We start from the raw sequence: 24,613 nt of genomic DNA, 5'->3' as shown, positions 1-24,613 counted from the left end.
AGCTGCCGATCGGCGCGGGCGGTTGAAAAAAGAGCCGCCGGCCGTCGTTGCAGTGTCAGCTGGCCGATCAGGCCTTTTGATTCTTGGTGGCGTAGTCGACGGCATTCTGCACCGTCGTGATCTTCTCGGCGTCTTCGTCCGGGATCTCGATGCCGAACTCGTCTTCGAGTGCCATCACGAGTTCGACCGTGTCGAGCGAGTCAGCGCCGAGGTCGGCCACGAAAGCCTTTTCGTTCGTCACTTGGGACTCTTCCACGCCGAGCTGCTCGGCGATGATTTTCTTGACACGTGCTTCGATATCGCTCATTTGATTCCCTCTAAGGGTTGTAGGTAACTGGTGGATTTTAGCCGGGCGGCCCGTGGCATTTGCCCCGCGCTCCGGTACGGAAAAAGATTGCGCCTTTCGGCTACATGTGCATGCCGCCGTTGACGTGCAGCTCCTGCCCCGTCACGTACGAGGCCTGCGGCGATGCGAGGTAGGCCACCGCATGCGCGATGTCCGCCGGCTTGCCCAGGTGGCCCAGCGGGATCTGCGAGAGCAGCGCCTGTTGCTGGGCTTCCGGCAGGCTGGCCGTCATGTCGGTTTCGATGAAGCCAGGCGCGACGCAGTTGACCGTGATGTTGCGGCTGCCGAGTTCGCGGGCCAGCGCACGGGTCATGCCCGACACACCGGCCTTGGCCGCCGCGTAGTTGGCCTGCCCGGCATTGCCGGACGCGCCCACCACGCTCGTGATGCTGATGATGCGGCCATAGCGCTGCTTCATCATCGGGCGGATCACCGCGCGCGAGAGGCGGAACACGGCCTTGAGGTTGGTGTCGAGCACCGCATCCCAGTCGTCGTCCTTCATGCGCATGGCAAGCGTGTCGCGCGTGATGCCGGCGTTGTTGACCAGCACATGGATCGCGCCGTAAGCCTGCACGATCTCGTCGATCAGGGCTTCGACGGCAGCGCCGTCGTTCACGTCGAGCGCACGGCCGCGGCCGTCGAACGCGCTCAGCGCCTGGGTGATCTTGGCGGCGCCATCGTCGGTGGTGCCGGTGCCCACGACCTTGAGGCCGCGCTGCGCGAGTTCGAGCGCAATGGCGGCGCCAATGCCGCGCGTTGCGCCGGTGACCAGGGCGACCTGGCCTTCGAATTTGGGAGTGCTCATAAGAGAGAAAGAGTATCGGGGCCTGGCGGCGTTCAGCCGGCGAGCGATTGTCGGACGTCCGCGAGGGTGGCTGGGTCGTACACCGACGCGGCTTCCAGTTCGGGGGCGATGCGCTTCACCATGCCGGCCAGCACCTTGCCGGGACCGCACTCGATGATGGCGGTTGCACCGCGCAGTTTCAAGGCCTGAACACTTTCGACCCAGCGCACCGGACCGGCGGCCTGGCGCACCAGGGCGTCGCGGATGCGGTCGGCATCGGTCTCGACAGCCACGTCGATGTTGTTGAGCACCGGAATCTGCGGCGCAGCCAGCGCCACGCTCGCGAGCTTTTCGCGCAGGGCTTCGGCCGCGGGCTTCATCAGGCTCGAATGGAACGGTGCCGACACCGGCAGCGGCAATGCGCGCTTGGCGCCATTGGCCTTCAGCAGCTCGCAGGCCTTGTCGACCGCGGCCTTGCTGCCGGCGATCACGGTCTGCATGGGATCGTTGAAATTCACGGCCTCGACCACCTCGGCGCTGCCGGGACCGAACGTGGCGGTGGCTTCGGCGCAGCCGGCGACCACCTTGTCGGACGCCATGCCGAGGATCGCCGCCATCGCGCCGACGCCGACCGGCACGGCCTGCTGCATGGCCTGCGCACGAAAACGCACCAGCGGCGCGGCCTGCGCAAGCGTGAGCACGCCCGAAGCCACCAGCGCCGAATACTCGCCCAGCGAATGACCGGCGACGACGGACGGCGTGGCACCGCCTTCGGCCAGCCAGGCACGCCAGGCGGCCACGCCAGCCACCAGCATCACGGGCTGCGTGTTGGTGGTGAGCGCCAGCTCTTCCTTGGGACCGTTCTTGATCAGCGCGCCGATATCTTCGCTCAGCGCTTCGGAGGCTTCGCGCAAGGTCTCGGCCACGGCCGGGTGATCGCCCCAGGCGTCGAGCATGCCGACCGCCTGCGAGCCCTGACCCGGAAAGACAAAAGCAAAGGATTTCATTGTTGTTTCTTCGTCACCGCGCCGACGCCCGCTTCGGGGCGTCGCGACGCACTACAGATTCAATAGCACCGCGCCCCAGGTGAAGCCACCGCCCACACCTTCCAGCATGAGGGTCTCACCCTTCTTCACCTTGCCCGAGCGCACGGCTTCGTCGAGCGCCAGCGGGATCGAGGCGGCCGAGGTGTTGCCGTGCTCGTGCACCGTGACGACCAGCTTCTCGCGCGGCAGCTTCAGCTTCTTGGCCGTGCCTTCCATGATGCGGATGTTGGCCTGGTGCGGAATCAGCCAGTCGATGTCAGCCTCGGTCTTGCCGGCCTTGGCCAGCGTGGCGCGCGCGGCATCTTCGAGCACGCGGACCGCCAGCTTGAAGACGGCCTGGCCGTCCATGTGCAGCAGCGGCGTGCCGAGCACGTTGCCGCCCGACACGTGGCCCGGCACGCACAGGATGCCGACGTGTTTGCCGTCCGCATGCAGGTCGCTGGCCAGGATGCCAGGTTCGTCGGAAGCCTCGAGCACCACCGCGCCCGCGCCGTCGCCGAACAGCACGCAGGTGGTGCGGTCGTTGAAGTCGAGGATGCGGGAGAACACTTCGGCGCCGATCACCAGCGCGCAGCGCGCAGTGCCCGTGCGGATCATCGCGTCGGCCACCGTCAGTGCGTAGACGAAACCGCTGCAGACCGCCTGGACGTCGAAGGCCGGGCAGCCGGCAATGCCGAGCTTGTGCTGGAGGATCGCGGCCGACGACGGGAACACCATGTCCGGCGTCGAGGTCGCGACGATGATCAGGTCGACATCGCTCGCCTTGCGACCGGCAGCTTCCAGCGCGTGCTTCGCGGCTTCGAGGCCGAGATCGCTGCTGCTGACATCGGGCGCCGCGAAGTGGCGCGCGTGAATGCCGGTGCGCTCGACGATCCACTGATCGGAAGTTTCGATGCCGCGTGTCGCCAGATCCTTGGCAAGGTCGTCATTGGTGACGCGGCGGGGGGGCAGGTAGCTGCCGGTGCCGGTAATGCGCGAAAAAGGGGTCATCAAGCGTGAAGAGCTGTCGCGTCGGCCGACGCCGCCGACTCCTGCCGCGCGAGCAAAGGCGCGGCGTGGGCGATGCGGGCCCGCACGCGATCGAGCAGGTTGTTGCGAGCGGCATCATAAGCGCGATCCAACGCATGGCCGAAAGCCACTTCGTCGGCCGAGCCATGGCTCTTGAACACCAGCCCGCGCAGGCCCAGCAAGGCCGCGCCGTTGTAGCGACGGTGATCCAGACGACCTTTGAACGCTTTTAGAACCGGGTAAGCAACAATAGCCGCCAGTTTCGTGAGAACGTTTCGCGAAAACTCGACACGAATGAACTCGCCGATCATCGACGCGACGCCTTCGCTGGCCTTCAGCGCCACGTTGCCGACAAATCCGTCGCATACGACGATGTCGGTCGTGCCCTTGAAAATGTCATTCCCTTCGACGTTGCCGTAGAAGTTCAGATCCTTGGAGTTGGCAGCAGCACGCAGCAGTTGACTGGCCTTCTTGATGGTTTCGCTGCCCTTGATGGCTTCTTCGCCAATATTGAGCAAGCCGACCGACGGCGATTCGTTGCCGGTCAACGCCGAAACGAGCGCAGAGCCCAGCACGGCGAACTGGAGGAGGTCCTCGGCATCGCAATCGACGTTCGCGCCGAGATCGAGCACTGTAGTCGCCCCGCCCTTCACATTGGGCAGCTGGGGCGCAATGGCGGGCCGGTCGATGCCATCGAGCGTCTTGAGCAGATAGCGTGCGATCGCCATCAATGCACCCGTGTTGCCGGCAGATATCGCCGCTTGCGCCGCGCCATCCTTGACCTGCTGGATCGCGACGCGCATCGAAGAGTCTTTCTTCTTGCGCAGGGCGATTTCGATGGGGTCGTCCATGCCGACCACTTCGCTGGCCGGCACGATGCGAGCGCGCGGATGGTCGGCAAACCCCGCCAATGCGGCCGGCGCACCGACGAGCAGCAACGAGGCTTCGCTGTGCCGCTCGAGAAACGCGCGGCAGGCCGCGAGCGTGACACGCGGCCCATGATCACCCCCCATGCAATCCACGGCGAGCGTGATTGCGGCGGGCGCAGCAGTGAGTTCGGGAGAAAAAGGCGCAGCCATCAAAACAAAGGCCCGACGCTACAGCAAAAGTAGCTTCGGGCCTTGGCCTTGGGATTCGAGATCAGGCTTCGGACTTGTTCTTGAGCACCTGACGGCCGCGGTAGAAACCGTTCGGGCTGATGTGGTGGCGCAGGTGCGTTTCGCCGGTGGTGGGCTCGACAGCGATGCCGGGCACGCCCAGGGCGTTGTGGGAACGGTGCATGCCGCGCTTGGAAGGCGACTTCTTGTTTTGCTGGACGGCCATGATGGCTCCTGGACGGTTAGGTGGGTGACTGGATGCGGGCTCAAGCGGTGGCAATGAGGCGAAAGCTCCGGCGGCATGCATGGAATGCCACGTTCTGCCTTTGCCTTGTATGCATTGCTGCTCACGGCGGCGCGCGCGAAGCCCATGATTATAGCCCAGCCACGGAGAAAGGGCTACTTTCCCTCTTCGGGCTTGCGCGGACGCAACGCGCCGAGCACGGCAAAGGGGTTCGGCTTGGCCTCTTCGGCCGCCTGGAAATCGTCGTCGCTGGACGACAGGCGCACCGGCGTCGGGCACACTTCGTGGACCGGCATGACGGGGATTTCCATCAGCAGCTCGTCCTCGATCAGCCCGCGCAGGTCGAAATCGCGGCTGACGACCAGCAGGTCTTCATCGGACTCCTCGTCTTCCGCCTCGGCCGTGGCCTCGTCGGCCACGAAACGGAACCAGCGGTCCACGAACAGTTCGGTATCGACCGGCGACAGGCAGCGCTGGCAGACCAGCGGCACGGTGGCTTCGACATCCAGGTGCAGCCAGGGCGTCGCCTTGCCGTCGGCGCCGGGGCGCTCTTCGCCGGTCGCTTCCCAGCGGACCACGGCGTCGGTGGCCGGCGTCGCCAGTTCGGCGACCAGGCGTGCGAAACCCGGGACCGGATCGGCACCATCCAGCGTGGCAGCCGCCGCGGTGAACGCGGGCACATTGAGCCTTTCGGGGGCAAATTCTCTCTTCATCCGCCCCAGTCTAGCGCGCCGGCCGCCCTCCCAGGCGAGCAACCCGTCGAGCCGGTCGGGTCCGGTCGCTCACGCACAATCGCTGCATGCAACGCACCGTGATCCTCGCCTCGACCTCGCGCTACCGGCGCGAACTGCTCACCCGCCTCCATCTGCCCTTCGAGGTGCACGCCCCCGAAGTCGACGAAACCCCGCTCGAAGGCGAGACGCCCCGCGCGCTGGCCGAGCGCCTGGCGCTGGAAAAGGCCAATGCCGTGGCCACGCGCTTTCCCGACGCGGTGGTGATCGGCTCCGACCAGGTCGCCGACCTGGCGGGCGAAGCGCTCGGCAAGCCCGGCGACCACGCACGGGCCACCGCCCAGCTGCGCCGCATGCGCGGCCAGACGCTGATCTTCCAGACCGCCGTGGCCGTGGTCTGCCATGCGACGGGCTTCGTCCAGCGCGACATCGCCCCCGTGCGCGTGGTGTTCCGCGACCTCTCGGACGCCGCCATCGAGCGCTACCTATTAGCAGAGCAGCCCTACGACTGCGCCGGCAGCGCCAAGAGCGAGGGCTTCGGCATCGCCCTGCTCGATGCCATCGACAGCGACGACCCCACCGCGCTGGTCGGCCTGCCCCTGATCCGCACCTGCCGGATGCTGCGCGCCGCGGGGGTCGACCTGCTGTGACCACCCCAGGCAAGCTCTACCTCGTCCCCGCGCCGCTCGATTTCGGCTGCGACCTCCAGGCCCCGCTGCAGGACGCCCTGCCGCTGGGCACGCTGCAGGCCGCCGCCGGCATCACGCACTGGATCTGCGAGAACGCCAAGTCGGCCCGCGCCTACCTGAAGCGCATCGACGCCGTCGTGCCGTTGGCCGCGCCGCTGCAGGCGCAGAACATCCAGGAACTGCCGCGCGAGGTGCACAAGAAAGGCGACCACGCCGGCCAGTTCGACGCCCGCCCGCTGCTGGCCGCCGCACTCGAAGGCCACGACGTCGGCCTGCTGAGCGAAGCCGGCATGCCCGCCGTGGCCGACCCCGGCTCGTCGGTGGCGCGCGCCGCGCACGACCTGGGCATCACCGTCGTGCCGCTCACCGGGCCGGTGTCTTTGCTGCTGGCCCTCGCAGCAAGCGGCCTGAACGGACAGAACTTCGCCTTCGTCGGCTACCTGCCGCAGGACGGCGGCGAGCGCCAGGCGCGCATCCGCGAGCTCGAGGCGCTCGCACTCAAGACCGGCCAGACGCAGCTCTTCATCGAAACGCCGTACCGCAATGCCGCCCTGCTGCAGGCGCTTGTGCAGACGCTGCAGCACAACACCCGGCTCGCCGTCGCGCGCGGCCTGACGCTGGCGACCGCGCAGGTGCGCAGCGAGACGGTGAAAGCCTGGCGCGCCGCCAAGCCGCAGGCCACGACCGACGAGCGCCTGCCCGCCGTGTTCGCGATCGGGCGCTGACGGTGGGGCCGGGCGTCACGGCCAGTACGCGCTGGGCGTCGCGCGCCCAGTTCTTCGCGTCGGGCTTCATCTTCGCGACCTGGGGCGTGCACGTGCCGACGGTCAAGGCGCACTACGCCATCGACGAGGCGCAGCTCGGGCTCGCCATGCTCGCGGCGGGCGCTGGAGCAATGGTTGGGCTGACGAGCGCCGGTCGCTGGATCGGCCGCCACGGCCCGCGCCGCATGGCCGCGCTGTGCGGCTGCGTCTACGCACTGCTGATCGCCGGCCTGATCGCGATGCCCGGCTATGCCGCGCTGCTGGGCCTGCTGGCGGTGTTCGGCCTGGTCACCAGCGTGTTCGACGTGGCGATCAACACCGAGGCCGCACAGCTCGAGTTGCGCGGCAATCAGCCGTTGATGAGCGGCATGCACGGCATGTTCAGCCTCGGCGGCATGGTCGGCGCCGCGAGCGGCAGCGCGGCGCTGGCCGCCGGCATGGCGCCGCAGACTCACCTGTGGACGGTGGCCGTGGTGATGATCGGCGTGGTCGCGATTGCAGCAACGCGTATGCTGCCCACGCCGGCCGCACCCGCCGACGGCGCGGCTGCAACGGACCACGGCTTTCGCCTGCCGCGCGGCGTGCTCGCGGTGCTCGGCGTGCTGGCCGCGCTGGGACTGATCGCCGAGGGCGCCATCTACGACTGGAGCGTGCTCTACATGCAGCAGGAACTGGGCAGCCCGCAGCAGCAGGCCGCGCTGGCCTATGCGAGCTTTTCCGCCGCGATGGCAGCTGCGCGTTTCGGCGGCGACGCGATGCGCGCCCGTTTCTCACCCACGGCCTTGCTGCGCGGCAGCGGCCTGCTGGCGGCGGGGGCGATGACGCTGGTATTGCTGACCGACCTGCCCTGGCTCGCGCTGTTGGGCTTCGCCGGTGTCGGGGTCGGCTTCGCGAACGTGGTGCCGATCCTGTTCGGCGCCTCGGCCCGCGTACCGGGCGTGGCGCCTGCCAACGGCATCGCCGCCGTATCGGCCATTGCTTATTTGGGGTTCATGGCAGGGCCTGCGGTGATCGGCCTGCTGGCGCGGGTCAGTTCGCTGACCGCCGCGCTCTATGTGGTGGTGGCCTTTGCCGCCGCGCTGGCAGCCTCGGCCCGGTTCACCGGCAGCGACGACAGCAGCGCCGCCTGAAAAAAAGCCGCGCTCAGCGCAGCGCCGGCGAAGTCTTCAGCGCACTCACCGAGGCCGCACCCATGGCGGCGCCGAACTTCTTGGCCAGCTTCTCGGCCACGTTGTCGCGGCGCGTGTAGTCGATGACTTCCTCGGCCTTGATCACCTCGCGTGCCACGAAGTCGACGTTGCCCAGCTGGTCGGCCAGGCCGAATTCGACCGCCTGCTCGCCGCTCCAGAAGAGGCCGCTGAACAGGCCCGGGGTGTCGAGCTTGAGGCGGTCGCCGCGGCCGGTCTTCACGACGTTGATGAACTGCGTGTGGATCTGGTTGAGCATCGCCTGGGCATGCGCGCGCTGCGCGTCGTTCATCGGGCTGAACGGGTCGAGGAAGCCCTTGTTTTCACCGGCCGTCAGCAGGCGGCGCTCGACGCCGACCTTTTCCATCACGCCGGTGAAGCCGAAGCCGTCCATCAGCACGCCGATGCTGCCGACGATGCTGGCCTTGTCGACGAAGATCTTGTCGGCGGCGGCTGCGATGTAGTACGCCGCCGAGGCGCAGGTCTCTTCGACCACCGCGTAGACCGGCTTCTTGTGCTTGGCCTTCAGGCGCTTGATTTCATCGTTGATGATGCCGGCCTGCACCGGGCTGCCGCCGGGCGAGTTGATCAGCAGCACCACGCCCTTGGCGCCCTCGTCCTCGAAGGCCGTCTTCATGGCGGCGATCACGAACTCGGCGCTGGCGTCGCCGCCGTTGGCGATCTCGCCCTTGATCTCGACGACGGCCGTGTGGGCCGTGGTCTTGGCGGTGCTGGGCGTGCTGCGCGAGAACGCGAACCAGGCCAGGAATACAAAGAAAGCCAGCCAGCCCAGGCGCACGAAGGTCTTCCAGCGGCGCGTGGCCTTCTGCTCATTCAGGGAGGCGAACGCGAGTTTCTCGAGCGTGGCGCGCTCCCACCCGGGGCGCTGCGTGGGGTCTTGGGCCATGGTACGGGGGCTGTCTTGGGATGTCGTGAGGGGGACGGCCGGCTCCAGCGGTTCGAAACCCTGGGGTTCCCTGCGGTTCGGATCGGTCATGTCAGAAGGAAAGAGGTTGGAGGTTCCAGTCAGTATGCCAGTGCACCACGCCGCCTTCTTCGCTCAGCGCGATCTTCACGAGCCCGCCGCGGCACGGCCCGCCCGCGCATTCGCCGGTGTCGGGCTTGTAGACGGCGCCGTGGGTGGCGCACAGCAGCCACTGGCCGCTGTCGTCGAAGAAGCGGTCGGGCTGGAAGTCCATCTCCATCGCCACATGGCTGCAGCGGTTGAGGTAGGCATGCGGCAGGCCCTCGAAGCGCACCGCGAAGGCGCGGCAGGTTTCGCCGCCGTGGACCACGTCGAAGGGCACGGCGTTGCCGCCCTCGACCAGGTCCGAGGCATTGCACAGCGGGATGCGCTGGTTGCTCATGCCGACGTCCTCAGGCGTTCTCGAGCAGCCAGGCCTGCAGCTCGGCGATCGACTGCGCCACGTACAGCGGCTTGAACTCGTCGAAGGTGGACGACGCATGCGCGCCGAAGCCCACGCCCACGCTGGCGCAGCCGGCGTTCTGCGCCAGCTGCAGGTCGTGCGTGGTGTCGCCGATCATCAGCGTGCGCTCGGCCGGCACGTCGAGCTCTTCCATGAGTTCGAGCAGCATGCGCGGGTGCGGCTTGCCGAAGGTTTCGTCGGCGGTGCGCGAGGCGTCGAAGCGGTCGCGCAGCGCCACCGTCTTCAATGCTTCGTTGAGGCCGCGGCGCGACTTGCCCGTGGCCACAGCCAGCTTGTGGCCGCGCGCGCGCAGCGCATCGAGCATGGGCAGCACGCCGTCGAACAGCACGAGGTCGTCCTGGTGCTGCAGGAAGTGGTAGCGGTAGCGGGCGCCGAGCTCGGGGTATTTTTCCTTGGGCACGTCGGGTGCCGCGCGCGCGAGCGCCTCGGCCAGGCCCAGGCCGATCACCCAGGCGGCATCGTCCTCGCTGGGCTTGGCGCCGCCGACATCGACCACGGCCGCCTGGATGCAGCGCACGATCAGGCGGGTGGAGTCGTAGAGCGTGCCGTCCCAGTCGAAGGCGATCAGGTCGAAGCGAGGGGAACGAACAGAGCTGGCGGAAGAATCAGTCATGGGCCGTGGGGGTGGGGTGTTGCGCCATCGCCTCGAGCGCCGCGCGCGACATCAGCGCATGCAGCTCGGGTGGCAGTCCGGCCTGCAGCGCAATGCGCTCGCCGCTGGCCGGGTGGTTGAATTGCAGCCGCCACGCATGCAGGAACATGCGCTTGAGGCCGAGTTTGTGCAAGGCGCGCTGGCGCTCGGACTCGCCATATTTGTCGTCGCCGGCAATCGGATGCCCGGCCGAGGCCAGGTGCACGCGGATCTGGTGGGTGCGCCCGGTCTTGATGGTCACCGCCAGCAATGACAGCGGCGTGGCGTCGCCCGGCAGGCTGAGGCGGGCCAGCACGCGCACCAGCGTGACGGCCCGCATGGCGTCGGGGTGGTCCTTGGCGACCACGCGCACGCGGCGTTCGCCGGCACCGGCGCCCGAGCCGTCGGGCAGCAGGTACTTGGCGAGCGGCGCGTCGAGCACCTTCTTGTTGGCGGGCCAGTCGCCTTCGACCAGCGCGAGGTAGGTCTTGCCGGTTTCACGCTCGCGAAACTGGTCCTGCAATGCCACCAGTGCGCTGCGCTTCTTGGCGACCAGCAGGATGCCGGAGGTTTCGCGGTCGAGCCGGTGCACCAGTTCCAGGAACTTGGCGCCCGGACGCGCCGTGCGCAATTGCTCGATCACACCGAAGCTCACGCCGCTGCCGCCGTGCACCGCGACCCCGGCGGGCTTGTCGATGGCCAGCACGGCCTCGTCTTCGAGCAGCACCGGAAACTCGCGCGCCGGTGCGGGCGGCGTGGCGCCCTCTTCGGCGCGTGGCGAGATCCGCACGGGCGGAATCCGGACCAGATCACCGTCTTCGATGCGGGTCTCGGCCTGGGCGCGGCCCTTGTTGATGCGCACCTCGCCCGACCGGATGATCCGGTAGACGTGCGTCTTCGGCACGCCTTTCAGATGGCGAAACAGGAAGTTGTCGAGCCGCTGCCCGGCGGATTCGGCGTCGACGGTCAGGAAGTGGATGGCGGCGTGCGGCGTGCCGGTGTCGGCGCCCGCGGGTCGATCCGCGGGATTTGGAGCCCCCGCGGGGCTTTTCTTCGCACCTATAATGTTTTTCACCAGCGCGGTCGTGTAAGTGCTTGATTAGACAGAAGTTTAGAGCACTGACGACCATGCTGTGAGGTCGATGCCGCTTTGGCGTCCAGCCCGCAAACCCCGCGCAATCGCGCAAAGTGGCAGGCCAGGCACCCAAGTCAAGCCGACACCCACGAAACACCGATACGGAATACCCAGCCTGCAGCTTCCAAGCTGCAGGCGGATCGAAGCGAGTCCCTTGTTGTGTTGATGCTGCTGATTCAAATATGCCTGCGCTGGTCGACCTGGTTTCGACCAGTCGCCTCAGGCATTGAATCGCCCGCAGTGCGCGCCACCCTTGCGCAATCGGCTGTCAAAAAGATAGTCACCCAACACCGAATCTGGCTCGCGCCCATCCACGCGCCCCCACCCCGGCTGTCTTCTTGAGCTGACGCTCGAGAGGCCTGCTCGCGCCTGGCGCGGCAGTCACAGCATCCGGGGCCAAGCGGCAATTCCCTGGTTTCGCGGGCGTCGTCCGTGCATCGTTGGCTCGTCATGAGCCGGTAGAACGATACATATAAGGACAACGCATCATGAAGCGGATGCTGATCAATGCCACGCAGGCCGAAGAACGCCGCCTGGCCATCGTCGACGGGCAGAAACTGCTCGACTACGAAATCGAAATCGAAGGGCGCGAACAGCGCAAGGGCAACATCTACAAAGCGGTCGTGACCCGCGTCGAGCCGTCGCTCGAAGCCTGTTTCGTCGACTACGGCGAAGACCGCCACGGCTTCCTGCCGTTCAAGGAAATCTCCAAGCAGTACTTCGCCGAAGGCGTGTCGGCCAGCCAGGCCCGCATCCAGGACGTGATCCGTGAAGGCCAGGAACTCACCGTCCAGGTCGAAAAGGAAGAACGCGGCAACAAGGGCGCGGCCCTCACCACCTTCATCTCGCTGGCCGGCCGCTATGTCGTGCTGATGCCCAACAACCCCCGTGGCGGTGGCGTGTCGCGCCGCATCGAGGGCGACGACCGCGCCGAGCTCAAGGAGGCGATGGACCAGCTCGAGTACCCGAAGGGCATGAGCATCATCGCGCGCACCGCCGGCATCGGCCGCTCGGCGCCCGAACTCCAGTGGGACCTGAACTACCTGCTCAAGCTGTGGACCGCCATCGACGGCGCGGCCAAGGGCGGCAAGGGCGCTTTCCTGATCTACCAGGAATCGTCGCTCGTCATCCGCGCCATCCGTGATTACTTCAATCACGACATCGGCGACATCCTGATCGACACCGACGACATCTACGACCAGGCGCAGCAGTTCATGGCGCACGTCATGCCCGAGCATGCCGCCCGCGTGAAGCGCTACCGCGACGACGCGGCGCTGTTCAGCCGCTTCCAGATCGAGCACCAGATCGAGTCGGCCTACGCCCGCACCGTGCAGCTGCCTTCGGGCGGCGCCATCGTGATCGACCACACCGAAGCACTGGTGTCGGTGGACGTGAACTCGGCCCGCGCCATCAAGGGCGGCGACATCGAAGAAACCGCCACCCGCACCAACCTCGAAGCCGCCGACGAAGTGGCCCGCCAGATGCGCCTGCGCGACCTGGGCGGCCTGATCGTCATCGACTTCATCGACATGGACGAGTCGAAGAACCGCCGCGAAGTCGAAAGCCGCCTGCGCGACGCGCTCCGGCAAGACCGCGCCCGCGTGCAGTTCGGTTCGATCAGCAAGTTCGGCCTGATGGAAATGAGCCGCCAGCGCCTGAAGCCCGCGCTGTCCGAAGGTTCGTCGATCCCCTGCCCCCGTTGCGGCGGCTCGGGCCACATCCGCGACACCGAATCGAGCGCGCTGCAGATCCTGCGCATCATTCAGGAAGAGTCCATGAAGGACAACACGGCCGCCGTGCATGTGCAGGTGCCCGTGGAAGTCGCGTCGTTCCTGCTGAACGAGAAGCGCCCCGAAATCGCCAAGATCGAACTCAAGCAGCGCGTCACCGTGCTGATGGTGCCCAACAAGACGCTCGAAACGCCGAACTACAAGCTCGAGCGCCTGAAGCACGACGATCCGCGCCTCGATCACATCGAAGCCAGCTACAAGATGGCCGACGAGATCGAAGACCCGACCTCGGTCACGCGCCGTTCGCAAGAACCCACCAACAAGCAGACGCCGGTCATCAAGGGCGTGCTGCCCGACGCACCCGCGCCCGTGGTGCCGCCCAAGCCCGAAGCGGTGCGCGCTGCGCCCGCTCCCGCCCCGGTGGCCCCGCCCGCGGTGGTCGCTCCGGCCCCGGCACAGACCGGCTTCATGGCCTGGATCAAGAGCTTCTTCGGCGGCGCCTCGCCGGCGCCCGCACCGGCACCGGCCCCCAGCGCCATTCCAGTCGAAGCACCGAAGCCCCGCCGCGAAGGCGGTCGTCCGGGCCGTGACGGCGAAACGCGCGGTGCGCGCGGCGCCGACGGCGAACAGCGCCGCGGCGGACGCGGCGGCGAAGGCCGTGGCGAAGGCGGCGGCCGTTCGGGTGGACGCGACGGCGACCGCCGTGGCGGACGCGGCGGCGAGCGCCGTGAAGGCGGCGAACGCCGCGGCGAGGCTCGCAACACCGAGCAGCGCAACGACAGCACCAACCCGGCACGCGAGCAACGCGAGCCCCGTGAAGCACGCGCCCCGCGCGACGGCGAACAACGCCGTGGCGGTCGCGGCGAGCGCCGCGAAGGTGGCGAAGGCCGCAACGCGCCGGCCGAAGCCCTGCTCGACGGCAACCTGAACCTCGACGCGCAGCAACAGCAACCGGCACCCGGTGGCGACGAAAACGGCAATGCCGCAGCGGAACGCGCACCCCGCGCCCGCGGCGAACGCCGTGAACGTGGCGAGCGCGGCGAGCGTGGTGAACGTGGCGGCGAACGCAACGAGCGCGGTGAGCGCAACAGCGACGCGCAGCAGCAACAGCCGCGCGATGAAGCCACCGCCGGCGACGGCGAGCGCCAGCCCCGCAACGGCCGTGGCGACGAGTCGCGCGGCCCGCGCGGCGAGCGCAACGACGGCCGCCGCGAGCGCCGCAACGACGCGCCTGCCGCCAACGAAGGCGACGCACGCGTGGCCGAATCGGCTGCCGCCGGCGATGCCGAGCAAGGCAACAACGAAGGCAACGAGCAGCAAGCCCCGCGCCGCGAAGGTGAAGAGCGCCGCGGCCGTTCGCGCGACCGTTACGGCCGTGACCGCCGCGAACGCGGTCCGCGCGACGATGCCGGCAACGGTGGCAGCGAAGCCAACGGCGCAGACGCCGCACCGGTCGCCGAAGGCGCCGTGGCTGCCGAAGGCCAGGCCGAACGCCAGCCGCAGCAGCAACTGCCGCTGGTGGCGGAAGCCGCTGCCGTGGCTGTGGTGGCCACCGCGGTCGAAGTGCGCGAACCTGCACCGCAGGTGCAAGAGCAGCCGCGCTTCGAGCGCCCCGCCGCGCCCGCACCGGCACCCGTCGCAGCGCCCATCGTGGTCGAAGCCGCAGCCAAGCCCGCAGCCGCAGCACCCGCCGGCAACGGCCGCGCACTGCCCAAGGTGCAGGCCTTCGAACTGCCGCTGAACGAACTCGCGCAGATCGCCGAAAGCTCGGGCCTGCAGTGGGTCAACTCGGATGCCGAGCGCATCGCGCAGGCGCGCGCCGCGATCGCCGCCGAGCCGAAGCCGGTGCACGTGCCGCGCGAGCGCCCGCCGGTGATCGTGCTCGACGAAGGTCCGCTGGTGCTGGTCGAAACCCGCCGCGACCTCGGTTCGATGTCGCTGCCGTTCGAGCAGCAACAGCAGCCGCAGGAACAGCAGCGCTCGCTCTGAGCCCTGCCTCCTCGCAAATGAAAACGGCGCCCTCGTGGCGCCGTTTTTTTTGCTTCGGAATTCAGGCCTGCGGTGGCAGCGCCTCGACACCGGGCAGGTCCGGCATCTCCAGGATCAGCTGCCCGAAGCGGCAGGCACACGGCGTCTTGCCGTTCTCGCTCCAGATCAGCGAGAAGTTCACGCTCGGCAGCGGCGGCAGGCCGTAGCGGCCGTCGACGATCTTCATGCCCGGCTCCACCTCCTCGCGCGTGAGCACCGTCACCGCCAGCCCTGCCAGCACCGCCGCGCGAATGCCCTGCGGGCTGGCCGAAGTGAAGACCACGTGCCAGTCGAGCGACACGAGGTCGAGCGCCGACCCGGCCACCTGCCGGTTGACGCACGGCTTCGGAAAGAAGGCCAGCGGCAGCGATGCGCCCTTCGGCGCCTCGAAGGCCTCGGCCGCGGCCCACACCAGTTGCGTGCGCCGCAGGCAGGTGCCCTCCACCACGTCGGGCGGCGACATCACGACCGCGAGGTCGAGCTCGCCGGCGCGGATGGCCGCGCGCAAGTCGGTGTGCATGCTCACGCAGACCTCCATGCGCACGGCCGGGAACCCGCGCGCGAACTGCGAGAGCAGCGGCGGCAGGCGGTCGCCCATGAAGTTGTCCGGCACGCCGAAGCGCACCACACCCGAGATCGGCGAGGGCTGAAAGCGCCGCGTCATCGCGTCGAGCGTGTCCAGGATCTGCGTTGCGTAGCGCAGGAAGTCTTCACCGTCCTCGGTCACCGTGAGGCGGCGCGTCGTTCGGTGCAGCAGCGGCCGGCCCACCTGCTCCTCGAGCTTGCGGATCTGGTGGCTGATGGCCGACTGGGTCAGGTGCAGGCGCTCGGCGGCGCGCGTGAAGCCGCCGGTTTCCTTGACGGCCACGAAGGCGCGCAACAGCGTGGGGTCGAAGTCCATGGCGAGTTTTGATCAATGATGTTTCCTAATGAATTCTAGGAAATCAAATCATTTCCATCATGAAGAGGGTTTCACCAGAATCGGCCGCTCTGCCTTTTTGGAAACCGTCCGATGTCCCTCTCCCCTGCCGGCAAGAACCGGATCGCCCTGTCTGCGGTCTGCCTGATTGCCTTGATGTTCGGCCTGGAAATCTCCAGCTTGCCGGTCATTCTTCCCACGCTCGAAAAATCACTGCATGGCGACTTCAGCGACATGCAGTGGATCATGAACGCCTACACCATCGCCTGCACCACGGTGCTGATGGCCGCCGGCACGCTGGCCGACCGCTACGGACGCAAGCGCGTGCTGATCGTCGGCGTGGTGCTGTTCGGCGCCACCTCGCTGGCCTGCGGCATCGCGGGCAACGCGCCGGTGCTGATCGTCAGCCGCTTCCTGCAGGGCCTGGCCGGTGGCGCGATGCTGATCTGCCAGCTCGCGGTGCTCTCGCACCAGTTCCAGGAAGGCAAGGAACGCAGCAAGGCCTTCGCCATCTGGGGCGTGGTGTTCGGCATGGGGCTGGGCTTCGGGCCGATCGTCGGCGGCGCGATCGTGGCGCTGTCGAGCTGGCAATGGGTGTTCCTGGTCCATGTGCCGCTGGCCGTGGTGGCACTGGCGCTGGTCTTGGGCAGCGTTGAAGAGTCCAGCGACCCCGATGCGAAGCGGCTCGACCTGCCGGGCATCGTCACGCTGTCGCTGGCGGTGTTCGGCCTCACCTACTTCATCACGCAAGGGCCGGGCCTCGGGTTCGCGAGCCCTGTGGCCGTGGGCATCCTCGTGGCGACGCTGGCCTGCTTCGCGATCTTCGTGTGGGTGGAAAAGATCAACCCGCACCCGATGTTCGACTTCTCGGTGTTCCGCATCCGCAATTTCTCGGGCTCGATCGTCGGCTCCATCGGCATGAACTTCAGCTTCTGGCCGTTCATGATCTACCTGCCGATCTACTTCCAGAGCGGCCTGGGCTACGACGCCGTCACGGCCGGCTCGGCGCTGCTGGCCTACACGCTGCCCACGCTGGTGCTGCCGCCGCTGGCCGAGCGCCTGTCGATGCGCTACCGGCCCGGCGTGGTCATCCCGGCGGGGCTGTTCGTGATCGGCCTGGGCTTCATCGCGATGCGTTGGGGCAGCGGCGCGGCGCATGCGAGCTGGCTCACGCTGCTGCCCGGCTGCCTGCTGGCCGGCATCGGGCTGGGGCTGACGAACACGCCCGTGACCAACACCACCACCGGCTCGGTCTCAAGTGCCCGCGCGGGCATGGCCTCGGGCATGGACATGAGCGCGCGGCTGATCACGCTGGCCATCAACATTGCGCTGATGGGGTTCCTGCTGCTCGAAGGGATTCACTCGCATTTGACGAGCGCCCTGTCGGCATCGCTCGATGCAGAGCAGCTGCGCGCGCTGGCCGAGAAAGTCGCGGCGGGCAGCTTCGCGTCGCTGCCCGAGAGTTTTCCGGTGCTGTCACAGGCCGATCCGTCGGGCGCCGCCGTGCATGCGGCACTGGTGCACAGCTTCGGCTGGGTAATGCTCTATGGCGGGATCGGGGTGTGGGTGCTGGCCGGCCTCAGCCTGCTGATCTTCGGCAACGGCAAGCCGTCGGTACGAACAACAGGCCTGGCGACCGCAAAGGAATCCGCGTGCTCCTGAAGCCGGCGAACCGAGCCAACGCTCAGGGGGTGTTGTCGACCTGCGCCGCGCGCTTCCACGCGTCGGCGGCCTGCGCGTGGTCTTCGCGCGCCTCGGCCAGCTGGGCCAGCGCGAGCCAGGCACGCCGGTAGAGGTCGGGGTCCTGCAAACCGAGCCCGGCCTGCGTGAGCAGCTGCTGGGCCTTGCCCCACAGCTGGCGCTTCATGCAGGCCATGCCGGCGAGGTACTGCAGGTTGGCGTCGCGCGGGTTGTTGCGCTGGGCGCTTTCGATGCGCGCGAGCCAGTCGGCGTCCACCGAGTCGAGCCCCGCTTCGAGCGCGCGCGTGAGCTTCACGCGCAACCCGTCGCCGAGACCGCGCGGGTTCGCCACCATGCGCTCCCAGGCCGGCAGCAGCCAGCCGCGTGCCAGTGCCAGGTCACCGCGCAGCGCGACCATGCGCTGGGCCGCGTGGATGGCCACCTCGGGCATCTGGCGCTCGGCCGAATCGAGTTCGGACCACGCACGCAGCAGCTGCGCCGGATCGTGCGCGCCGGTCAGCAGTTCGGTCGCGAGACCACGCACGATGCTTTGCGCCGCCGCGTCGGAGAAGGCGCGGTGCTTGGCCAGCAGGCGCGCGGTGTCGAGTGCTTCGACCGTGCGACGGTCCTGCCGCGCGGCCTTGAGCCGCAGCCGCAGCGCCAGCGTGCGACGTTGCGCGCCTTGCGGCAGTTCTTCGAGCCGTGCGAGCGCGGCCGTCGGGTCGCGGTCGTCGAGCGCCCAGCGTGCGGCGCGCAGCTGCACGCCTTCGCGGGTTTCGGGGCTCGCGAGCACGGTGCGGTCGGCGCTTTCGTTGAGGGCCTGCTGCAGGTGGGCGTCGCGCGCCGCCTTGTCCTGCAGGGCCTGCGCGCTTTCGGCGGCCAGCAGGTGCGACAGCACGCGCACCTGCTGCGCCTGCGGCAGCTCGGCGCCGAGCGCGGCCAGTGTCTTTTCCTGCGTGAGCGCGGCCTGCGCAGCCTTGCGGGCGCGCGAGAAGCGGCCGGCGATCAGTTGCACCATCGCATCGAGCAAGGCGGAGTGCAGCATGCGTTCCTTCTGCTGCAGCCGCCAGTGGCGCGCCTGCGTGGGCAGCGAGAACAGCGCCGCGAGCGCGCGCAACGCGACGTGCAACAGCACGAAGGTCAGCAGCAGGATCACGAGCACGAGGTTCAGCGAAAGGTCGACCCGCCACGGCGGCCAGAACACGGTGATCGTGCCCTGGTTGTTGCCGGCGAACAGCGCCACCGCCGCAGCGACGGCGAACAGCGCGAGGAGCCAGATTGCGGCGCGCATGAACGGATCAGCGCCCTGCGGCCGCGGTGGTCAGCGCGGCCAGCGTGTCGTCGATGCGCACCGGCTCCGTGCTGCGCACGAGCTGCTGCAGTTGCTGCAGCTGCGTGGCCGCGGCCTGCGTGCGGCGCGAGGCCGGATCGAAATAGCGGTTGAGCGATGTGGTGACCTGGCCCAGTTCGCCGCGCGCGGCGTCCATCTGGCGCGACAACAGCGACAGCCGCGCGTTGAGCAGCTTGAGCTTGAGGTTTTCGCGCAGGAAGTACGACTGCTCGGGCGCCAGCAGCACCGCCTCGGGGCTTTCGATGCGACCCACGCGCACCAGCGAGCGGGCCTCGCCGCGGATGGTCAGCAGCACGCGCTGCCACCAGGGCGCATCGGCCGGAATGGGTTCGGGCCGCCAGGCGTTGACGCCGTTGCCGCGCACGGCCACCGCGTTGAGCGTGGGCAGGTCGTCCACGCTGCGCACCAGTTCGTCGAGCTTCTGCAGCGCTTCGGCGCTGTCGGTGCTGGCGCTGCTGCGCAGGCGGTCGGCATCGCGCTGCATGGCGCGCTGCACGGGCGCGAGCCGCGGTTGCGCGGCGCGTGCGATGCGCAGGTCGCCGGCCTTGAGCGCGGCGAGCAGCGGCTCGAGGCTGCCGGTGACCTGTGCTTGCTGCAGCGCGAGGCGCACGGCGGATTCGATGTCGATCACCAGGTTCTCGTCGCGCGAACGCGAGAGGCTTTGAATGAGTTCTTCCAGCTGCGAGCGCTGCAGCGCGACTTCGGCCACGCGGGTCTCGATGAGGGCCACGCGGGCGGCGGCGTCGCGCACCGTGTCGCTGGCCTGGCGGGCCAGCGTGCGCGCTTCCATGGACTGGGCGGTGGCCTCGGCGCTCTGGCGCGCGAGCTGTTCCTTCATGCCGCCGACCTTCTGCCACAGCGCGATGGTCGACAGCAGCGCGATCAGCGCCACGAGGGCCACGAGGCCCATACCGATGCGTGCCAGCAGGGTGGCCGCGGCCGCCTGGGCGGCGGGCGTCTGGTGCGGCGCCACCGTAGCGGGCACCTGCACCGGGGCGGCGGAAGGGGGAGAAAGGTCGTCGGACGGGGACGCGGCGCTCATGCGAAGGATTCTATCGACGCGATCAGCGCTTCCCGCAGGGGTGTGCAGACACGCAACGCCCCGAAACCCGCGGCCTGCGCGGCTTCGCCGATGCGTGCATGGGTGGCGATGGCGCACGCGGCCTGCCACGAGGTGCCCGGCATGGCGCGCTGCAGGTTGCCGATGGCTTCCGAGCTGCTGAAGAGCCAGATGCCGTGTCCGCCTGCGGCTTCGGTCGCGATGCGGCGTTGCGCCTCGTCGAGCGCGGGCGCGAGGCGCCGGTAGGCGACGACGGTGTCGCGCACGCCGCCGGCGGCGTCGATCTCGCGGGCCAGCCATTGGCGCCCGGCCGGCTGGCCGGCTTCGTCGCCACCGCGCACGATGAGCACGCGCACGCCCGGCGACACCTGCCCGTGCGCCAGCGCCCACAGCGCCTCGGAGTCGAAGCGCGTGGCGCCGGGTGGCGGGGCGTCGATGGCGGCGGGCGGCACGCCGGCGCGCAGCAGTGCGCGCTCGGTGCCGGGGCCGGTGGCCCAGAAGCGGCAACCGGCGAGGGTGGAGCTGCCCCGGTGCTGGAAGAAGTGATCGACGGCGGTGGCGCTCACGAACATCAGCGCCGCGTAGTCCGCGAGCCGTGCCCACGCGGCGCGCAGCGGCTCCACATCGAGCGCAGGCGCAATGGCGATCAGCGGCAGCGCCACGGCCTCTAGACCGGCCGACTGGAAATCGCGAACCCACGCCGCCGCTTCGTGCGCCGGCCGCGTGACGATGACAGGCCCCGCGCGCATCGCTCGGCGCCCACCGCGATCAGTGGGCACCGGCGTTGCGCAGCAGCCCGGCGGCGTGCTGGCCGAGGGCATCGGCCCCCGCGAAGTCGCCGGCCTCGGCCAGCGCGTGCACACGCACCAGCGGCGCATCGCCTTCCGGGTCGCCCCAGGCGGCGTCGATGCGCAGCGTGCCGTCGGGCTGGCGGCGCGCATGGGCCGCGAGCGGCATGGAACAGCTGCCGCCCATCGCGCGGCTCACGGCGCGCTCGGCGGTGGTCGAGAGCCAGTCGCCCTTGTGGGCGAGCGGCGCCAGCAGGTCGATGAGGTCCTGGCGGTCGGCGCGCACCTCGATGCCGAGGGCGCCCTGCCCTGCGGCGGGCAGCATGGTGTCGGGGTCGAAGGCGACGCGGATGCGGTCTTCGAGGCCCAGCCGCTTGAGCCCGGCCGCCGCGAGCACGATGGCGTCGTAGTGGCCTTCGTCGAGCTTGCGCAGGCGGGTGTCGAGGTTGCCGCGCAACGGTTCGATGCGCAGGTCGGGCCGCTGCGCGCGCAGCAGCACCACGCGGCGCAGGCTGGAGGTGCCGACCACCGCGCCCTGCGGCAGTGCGTCGAGCGAGGCGTAGCGCGGCGACACCAGCGCGTCGCGCGGATCTTCGCGCTCCAGCACGCAGGCCAGCGCGAAGCCCTCGGGCAGCTCCATCGGCACATCCTTGAGCGAATGCACGGCGATGTCGGCGCGCCCGTCTTCGAGCGCGGCTTCGAGTTCCTTGACGAAGAGGCCCTTGCCGCCGACCTTGCTCAGCGTGCGGTCCAGGATCTGGTCACCACGGGTGGTCATGCCCAGCAGGCTGACGCTGTGGCCTCGTTCTTGCAAAAGCGTTTGCACGTGTTCGGCCTGCCACAGGGCCAGCCGGCTTTCGCGCGTGGCGATCACGATGTTGCTCAAGATCGCTCCCAAAAAAGTACATGGTTTCTGACCTCTGGAATGCTAGCATGTTGCGCCGCAGCAACGGAGGCGGCGCGTCCATTCAAGTCCCCAGGAACAACATCGAATGAAAGCCAGCAAGACTCCTGCATCTCCCGCCAAGCGCCGCCAGACCGAAGACCAGCCATTGATCGACGACATCCGGCTGTTGGGCCGAATCCTCGGCGACGTGATCCGGGAGCAGGAGGGCGACGAAACCTACGCGCTGGTCGAGAAGATCCGCACCCTGTCGGTGTCGTTCCGGCGCGACGCCGACCACGCCGCCGACCGCGCGCTGAAAAATCTGCTCAAGGGCCTGAGCGCCGCCGAAACGGTGCGCGTGATCCGCGCCTTCACCTACTTCAGCCACCTGGCCAACCTGGCCGAAGACCGCCACCAGATCCGCCGCCGCACCGAGGCCGAGCGCGAAGGCGTGCAGGCCGACGGCGACCTGCAGACCGCCCTGGCCCGCATCCGCAAGGCCGGCATCAAGCCCGACGAGATCGTCGCCTCGCTGGCCCACAGCTACGTGTCGCCCGTGCTCACGGCGCACCCGACCGAAGTGCAGCGCAAGAGCATCCTCGACGCCGAGCGCGCCATCGCCCTGCTGCTGACCACGCGCGACGAGATCAAGCTGCGCCAGAACGCCTACGCGAGCGGAAAAGACGCGCTCTCGCCCATCGAGCTGGCCGACAACGAAACCCAGGTGCGCATCCGCGTCACGCAGATCTGGCAGACGCGCATCCTGCGTTTCTCCAAGCTCACCGTGGCCGACGAGATCGAGAACGCGCTGAGCTACTACGAAGCCACCTTCCTGCGCGAAATCCCGCGCGTGTACGCCGACCTCGAGAAGGCGCTGGTGCAAGGCGGACAGACGCCCTCGGTCGCGCCCTTCCTGCGCATGGGCCAGTGGATCGGCGGCGACCGCGACGGCAACCCCAACGTCACGGCCGAGACGCTCGAGTACGCGCTGAGCCGCCAGTCGGAACTCGCGCTGCGCCACTACCTCACCGAGGTGCACTACCTGGGCGGCGAGCTGTCGCTGTCGGCCACGCTGGTCGACGTGTCGGTCGAGATGCAGGCATTGGCCGAACGTTCGCCCGACACCAATGAGCACCGCAAGGACGAGCCCTACCGCCGCGCCCTCACCGGCGTGTACGCGCGCCTGGCGGCCACGCTGCGCGAACTCAGCGGCGGCGAAGCCGCGCGCCACGCGGTCGCGCCGCAGAACCCGTATGCGAATGCCGAGGAGTTCCTGGCCGAGCTGCGCACCATCGAAGAGTCGCTGGTCGAGAAGCACGGCACCGTGCTCGCGGCGCCGCGCCTGCGCCCGCTGATCCGCGCGGTAGAAGTGTTCGGCTTCCACCTGGCCACGGTCGACCTGCGCCAGAGCTCCGACAAGCACGAGGCCGTGATCGCCGAGCTGCTGGCCACCGCACGCATCGAGCCGTCGTATGCGTCGCTGGCCGAAGAGGCCAAGCAGACGCTGCTGCTCAAGCTGCTCGACGACGCGCGCCCGCTGCGCGTGCCCGACGCCGACTACTCGCCGCTCGCCCGAAGCGAGTTGGCCATCTTCGCGGCCGCGCGCACCGCGCGTGCGCGCTACGGCGCGGCCGCCATCCGCCACTACATCATCAGCCACACCGAAACGGTGAGCGACCTGCTCGAAGCGCTGCTGCTGCAGAAGGAAGTGGGCCTGCTGCGCGGCGCGATGGACAGCAACGCGACCTGCGACCTGATCGTGGTGCCGCTGTTCGAAACCATCGAAGACCTGCGCAATGCCGCGCCCATCGTGCGTGCCTTCTACGCGCTGCCGAACATCCAGGCGCTCATCGAACGCTCGGGCGCCGAGCAGGACGTGATGCTGGGCTACTCCGACAGCAACAAGGACGGCGGCATCTTCACCAGCAACTGGGAGCTGTACCGCGCGGGCATCGCGCTGGTGTCGCTGTTCGACGAGCTGAACAAGAAGAAAAAGAACCCCATCCGCCTGCGCATGTTCCATGGCCGCGGCGGCACGGTGGGACGCGGCGGCGGCCCGAGCTACCAGGCCATCCTGGCGCAGCCTCCGGGCACGGTGCGCGGCCAGATCCGCCTCACCGAGCAGGGCGAAGTGATCGGCTCGAAGTACGCCAACCGCGAGATCGGCCGGCGCAACCTCGAGACGCTGGTGGCCGCCACGCTCGAAGCCACGCTGCTGCCGCAGGGCAAGTCGGCGCCGGCGAACTTCCTCTCGGCCGCGGGCGAACTCTCGACCGCGAGCATGGCCGCGTACCGCAAGCTGGTGTACGAGACCCCTGGCTTCGGCGACTACTTCTTCGGCTCGACGCCGATCCGCGAGATCGCCGAGCTCAACATCGGCTCGCGCCCCGCCTCGCGCAACCCGAGCCACAAGATCGACGACCTGCGCGCCGTGCCGTGGAGCTTCAGCTGGGGCCAGTGCCGCCTCACGCTGCCGGGCTGGTTCGGCTTCGGCTCAGGCGTGGAGCAGTTCCTGGCCGCCGCCGGCACCGCCGCGGGCAAGAAGGAACGTCAGGCGCTGCTGCAGCGCATGTACGTGCAGTGGCCGTTCTTTCGCACGCTGCTGTCGAACATGGACATGGTGCTGGCCAAGAGCGACCTCGCGCTGGCCTCGCGCTATGCCGAGCTGGTCACCGACCGCAAGCTGCGCCAGAAGGTGTTCTCGATGATCGAGGCCGAATGGCAACGCACCTCGGACGCGCTCACGCTCATCACGGGTGCCAAGCAGCGGCTCGAGGGCAATGCCGAGATGCAGCGCTCGGTGCGCCACCGCTTCCCCTACATCGACCCGCTGCACCACCTGCAGGTCGAACTGATGCGGCGCTACCGCGCGGGCGACGGCGGCGAGCGGCTGCAGCGCGGCATCCACATCTCGATCAACGGGGTGGCGGCGGGGCTGCGCAACACGGGCTGACCGGCACACAGCCTCCATGGACAAAGGGCGCCTTGTGCGCCCTTTCCTACGTGCGCTGTCGGCAATGAGGTACCTGTAAGGTCATTTAAAAGGGTACGGTCGGGACAC

General features: G+C 68.7%; 22 protein-coding genes. 6 read left to right on the top strand and 16 right to left on the bottom strand.

Annotated features, from left to right (window positions below; all coding sequences use genetic code 11):
- Positions 1-67 precede the first annotated feature (67 nt).
- The 7 genes from acpP to AC07OX_RS17630 all read right to left on the bottom strand — a co-directional run bounded on the left by acpP (position 68) and on the right by AC07OX_RS17630 (position 5,238).
- Positions 68-307: an acyl carrier protein gene (gene acpP / locus AC07OX_RS17660; RefSeq protein WP_007830471.1), complete on the bottom strand. Its 240-nt coding sequence runs from the start codon at positions 305-307 to the stop codon at positions 68-70.
- Positions 308-407: 100 nt separating this feature from the next.
- Positions 408-1,151, bottom strand: coding sequence for a 3-oxoacyl-ACP reductase FabG (fabG, locus tag AC07OX_RS17655; protein ID WP_062475549.1), 744 nt, complete (start codon positions 1,149-1,151; stop codon positions 408-410).
- A gap of 32 nt (positions 1,152-1,183) precedes the next feature.
- Entirely contained in the window at positions 1,184-2,137 is a 954-nt protein-coding gene (fabD, locus tag AC07OX_RS17650; RefSeq protein WP_495261027.1) for an ACP S-malonyltransferase, read from the bottom strand.
- A gap of 51 nt (positions 2,138-2,188) precedes the next feature.
- Entirely contained in the window at positions 2,189-3,166 is a 978-nt protein-coding gene (locus AC07OX_RS17645) for a beta-ketoacyl-ACP synthase III (protein WP_070062242.1), read from the bottom strand.
- Positions 3,166-4,263 (bottom strand): phosphate acyltransferase PlsX, encoded by a 1,098-nt coding sequence (gene plsX / locus AC07OX_RS17640; RefSeq protein WP_495261028.1) that lies wholly within the window; start codon positions 4,261-4,263, stop codon positions 3,166-3,168. Before plsX ends, AC07OX_RS17645 begins: the two co-directional genes overlap by 1 nt.
- Positions 4,264-4,324: 61 nt before the next feature.
- Positions 4,325-4,507 (bottom strand): 50S ribosomal protein L32, encoded by a 183-nt coding sequence (rpmF, locus tag AC07OX_RS17635; protein ID WP_057592299.1) that lies wholly within the window; start codon positions 4,505-4,507, stop codon positions 4,325-4,327.
- A 173-nt stretch (positions 4,508-4,680) separates the two neighbouring features.
- Entirely contained in the window at positions 4,681-5,238 is a 558-nt protein-coding gene (locus AC07OX_RS17630) for a YceD family protein (RefSeq protein WP_495261029.1), read from the bottom strand.
- 86 nt (positions 5,239-5,324) lie between these two features.
- Here AC07OX_RS17630 and AC07OX_RS17625 point away from each other — a divergent pair, with 86 nt between their 5' ends.
- Genes AC07OX_RS17625 through AC07OX_RS17615 form a run of 3 tightly spaced genes read left to right on the top strand, consistent with a single transcriptional unit; the run spans position 5,325 to position 7,839 of the window.
- Entirely contained in the window at positions 5,325-5,906 is a 582-nt protein-coding gene (locus tag AC07OX_RS17625) for a Maf family protein (protein ID WP_495261030.1), read from the top strand.
- Complete coding sequence (locus AC07OX_RS17620; protein ID WP_369646081.1) at positions 5,903-6,670, top strand: SAM-dependent methyltransferase; 768 nt, start codon at positions 5,903-5,905, stop codon at positions 6,668-6,670. Before AC07OX_RS17625 ends, AC07OX_RS17620 begins: the two co-directional genes overlap by 4 nt.
- A gap of 2 nt (positions 6,671-6,672) precedes the next feature.
- Complete coding sequence (locus tag AC07OX_RS17615) at positions 6,673-7,839, top strand: MFS transporter (protein WP_495261031.1); 1,167 nt, start codon at positions 6,673-6,675, stop codon at positions 7,837-7,839.
- Between the two features lie 13 nt (positions 7,840-7,852).
- Here AC07OX_RS17615 and AC07OX_RS17610 read toward each other — a convergent pair whose 3' ends face one another.
- From AC07OX_RS17610 to AC07OX_RS17595, 4 genes are read right to left on the bottom strand one after another with little or no spacing between them, the layout of a single operon-like run.
- Complete coding sequence (locus AC07OX_RS17610) at positions 7,853-8,893, bottom strand: S49 family peptidase (protein WP_095949576.1); 1,041 nt, start codon at positions 8,891-8,893, stop codon at positions 7,853-7,855.
- A 1-nt stretch (position 8,894) separates the two neighbouring features.
- Positions 8,895-9,263: a Rieske (2Fe-2S) protein gene (locus tag AC07OX_RS17605; protein WP_495261032.1), complete on the bottom strand. Its 369-nt coding sequence runs from the start codon at positions 9,261-9,263 to the stop codon at positions 8,895-8,897.
- A 10-nt stretch (positions 9,264-9,273) separates the two neighbouring features.
- A complete protein-coding gene (locus tag AC07OX_RS17600; protein WP_495261033.1) occupies positions 9,274-9,957 on the bottom strand; it encodes an HAD family hydrolase in 684 nt (227 codons plus the stop codon).
- The gene (locus AC07OX_RS17595; RefSeq protein WP_159273189.1) at positions 9,950-11,050 is read right to left on the bottom strand and encodes an RluA family pseudouridine synthase; all 1,101 of its coding nucleotides are present in this window, start codon (positions 11,048-11,050) and stop codon (positions 9,950-9,952) included. The genes AC07OX_RS17600 and AC07OX_RS17595 overlap by 8 nt, the downstream gene beginning before the upstream one ends.
- A gap of 548 nt (positions 11,051-11,598) precedes the next feature.
- Between AC07OX_RS17595 and AC07OX_RS17590 the strand changes: the two genes are divergently transcribed.
- Entirely contained in the window at positions 11,599-14,829 is a 3,231-nt protein-coding gene (locus AC07OX_RS17590) for an Rne/Rng family ribonuclease (protein ID WP_495261034.1), read from the top strand.
- Between the two features lie 61 nt (positions 14,830-14,890).
- On the opposite strand, the gene AC07OX_RS17585 is transcribed toward AC07OX_RS17590, so the two are convergent.
- Entirely contained in the window at positions 14,891-15,769 is an 879-nt protein-coding gene (locus AC07OX_RS17585; RefSeq protein ID WP_495261035.1) for a LysR family transcriptional regulator, read from the bottom strand.
- A gap of 111 nt (positions 15,770-15,880) precedes the next feature.
- On the opposite strand from AC07OX_RS17585, the gene AC07OX_RS17580 reads away from it, so the two are divergent.
- Positions 15,881-17,449 (top strand): MFS transporter, encoded by a 1,569-nt coding sequence (locus AC07OX_RS17580; protein WP_495261036.1) that lies wholly within the window; start codon positions 15,881-15,883, stop codon positions 17,447-17,449.
- Positions 17,450-17,471: 22 nt separating this feature from the next.
- Here AC07OX_RS17580 and AC07OX_RS17575 read toward each other — a convergent pair whose 3' ends face one another.
- From AC07OX_RS17575 to hemC, 4 genes are read right to left on the bottom strand one after another with little or no spacing between them, the layout of a single operon-like run.
- Complete coding sequence (locus tag AC07OX_RS17575) at positions 17,472-18,758, bottom strand: heme biosynthesis protein HemY (protein ID WP_062482750.1); 1,287 nt, start codon at positions 18,756-18,758, stop codon at positions 17,472-17,474.
- Between the two features lie 7 nt (positions 18,759-18,765).
- A complete protein-coding gene (locus AC07OX_RS17570; RefSeq protein WP_062482753.1) occupies positions 18,766-19,860 on the bottom strand; it encodes a uroporphyrinogen-III C-methyltransferase in 1,095 nt (364 codons plus the stop codon).
- Positions 19,857-20,627: a uroporphyrinogen-III synthase gene (locus AC07OX_RS17565; protein WP_495261037.1), complete on the bottom strand. Its 771-nt coding sequence runs from the start codon at positions 20,625-20,627 to the stop codon at positions 19,857-19,859. Before AC07OX_RS17565 ends, AC07OX_RS17570 begins: the two co-directional genes overlap by 4 nt.
- Before the next feature lie 19 nt (positions 20,628-20,646).
- Positions 20,647-21,552 (bottom strand): hydroxymethylbilane synthase, encoded by a 906-nt coding sequence (hemC, locus tag AC07OX_RS17560; RefSeq protein WP_495261038.1) that lies wholly within the window; start codon positions 21,550-21,552, stop codon positions 20,647-20,649.
- A gap of 106 nt (positions 21,553-21,658) precedes the next feature.
- Between hemC and ppc the strand changes: the two genes are divergently transcribed.
- Complete coding sequence (gene ppc, locus AC07OX_RS17555; protein ID WP_495261039.1) at positions 21,659-24,505, top strand: phosphoenolpyruvate carboxylase; 2,847 nt, start codon at positions 21,659-21,661, stop codon at positions 24,503-24,505.
- Positions 24,506-24,613: the final 108 nt, after the last annotated feature.

The organism is Variovorax sp. GW821-FHT09D07 (genome assembly GCF_059416345.1).
This window is presented reverse-complemented; position numbering and strand designations above follow the sequence as displayed.

Excerpts from the sequence above, each read along its gene's own strand:
- rpmF (WP_057592299.1), bottom strand. The coding sequence starts at position 4,507 with ATGGCCGTCCAGCAAAACAAGAAGTCGCCTTCCAAGCGCGGCATGCAC.
- AC07OX_RS17565 (WP_495261037.1), bottom strand. The coding sequence starts at position 20,627 with ATGCGCGCGGGGCCTGTCATCGTCACGCGGCCGGCGCACGAAGCGGCG.
- AC07OX_RS17580 (WP_495261036.1), top strand. The coding sequence starts at position 15,881 with ATGTCCCTCTCCCCTGCCGGCAAGAACCGGATCGCCCTGTCTGCGGTC.
- AC07OX_RS17600 (WP_495261033.1), bottom strand. The coding sequence starts at position 9,957 with ATGACTGATTCTTCCGCCAGCTCTGTTCGTTCCCCTCGCTTCGACCTG.
- AC07OX_RS17625 (WP_495261030.1), top strand. The coding sequence starts at position 5,325 with ATGCAACGCACCGTGATCCTCGCCTCGACCTCGCGCTACCGGCGCGAA.
- AC07OX_RS17575 (WP_062482750.1), bottom strand. The coding sequence starts at position 18,758 with ATGCGCGCCGCAATCTGGCTCCTCGCGCTGTTCGCCGTCGCTGCGGCG.
- AC07OX_RS17605 (WP_495261032.1), bottom strand. The coding sequence starts at position 9,263 with ATGAGCAACCAGCGCATCCCGCTGTGCAATGCCTCGGACCTGGTCGAG.
- plsX (WP_495261028.1), bottom strand. The coding sequence starts at position 4,263 with ATGGCTGCGCCTTTTTCTCCCGAACTCACTGCTGCGCCCGCCGCAATC.
- fabG (WP_062475549.1), bottom strand. The coding sequence starts at position 1,151 with ATGAGCACTCCCAAATTCGAAGGCCAGGTCGCCCTGGTCACCGGCGCA.
- fabD (WP_495261027.1), bottom strand. The coding sequence starts at position 2,137 with ATGAAATCCTTTGCTTTTGTCTTTCCGGGTCAGGGCTCGCAGGCGGTC.
- AC07OX_RS17585 (WP_495261035.1), bottom strand. The coding sequence starts at position 15,769 with ATGGACTTCGACCCCACGCTGTTGCGCGCCTTCGTGGCCGTCAAGGAA.
- AC07OX_RS17570 (WP_062482753.1), bottom strand. The coding sequence starts at position 19,860 with ATGAGCGCCGCGTCCCCGTCCGACGACCTTTCTCCCCCTTCCGCCGCC.
- AC07OX_RS17645 (WP_070062242.1), bottom strand. The coding sequence starts at position 3,166 with ATGACCCCTTTTTCGCGCATTACCGGCACCGGCAGCTACCTGCCCCCC.
- AC07OX_RS17590 (WP_495261034.1), top strand. The coding sequence starts at position 11,599 with ATGAAGCGGATGCTGATCAATGCCACGCAGGCCGAAGAACGCCGCCTG.
- acpP (WP_007830471.1), bottom strand. The coding sequence starts at position 307 with ATGAGCGATATCGAAGCACGTGTCAAGAAAATCATCGCCGAGCAGCTC.
- ppc (WP_495261039.1), top strand. The coding sequence starts at position 21,659 with ATGAAAGCCAGCAAGACTCCTGCATCTCCCGCCAAGCGCCGCCAGACC.
- AC07OX_RS17610 (WP_095949576.1), bottom strand. The coding sequence starts at position 8,893 with ATGACCGATCCGAACCGCAGGGAACCCCAGGGTTTCGAACCGCTGGAG.
- AC07OX_RS17630 (WP_495261029.1), bottom strand. The coding sequence starts at position 5,238 with ATGAAGAGAGAATTTGCCCCCGAAAGGCTCAATGTGCCCGCGTTCACC.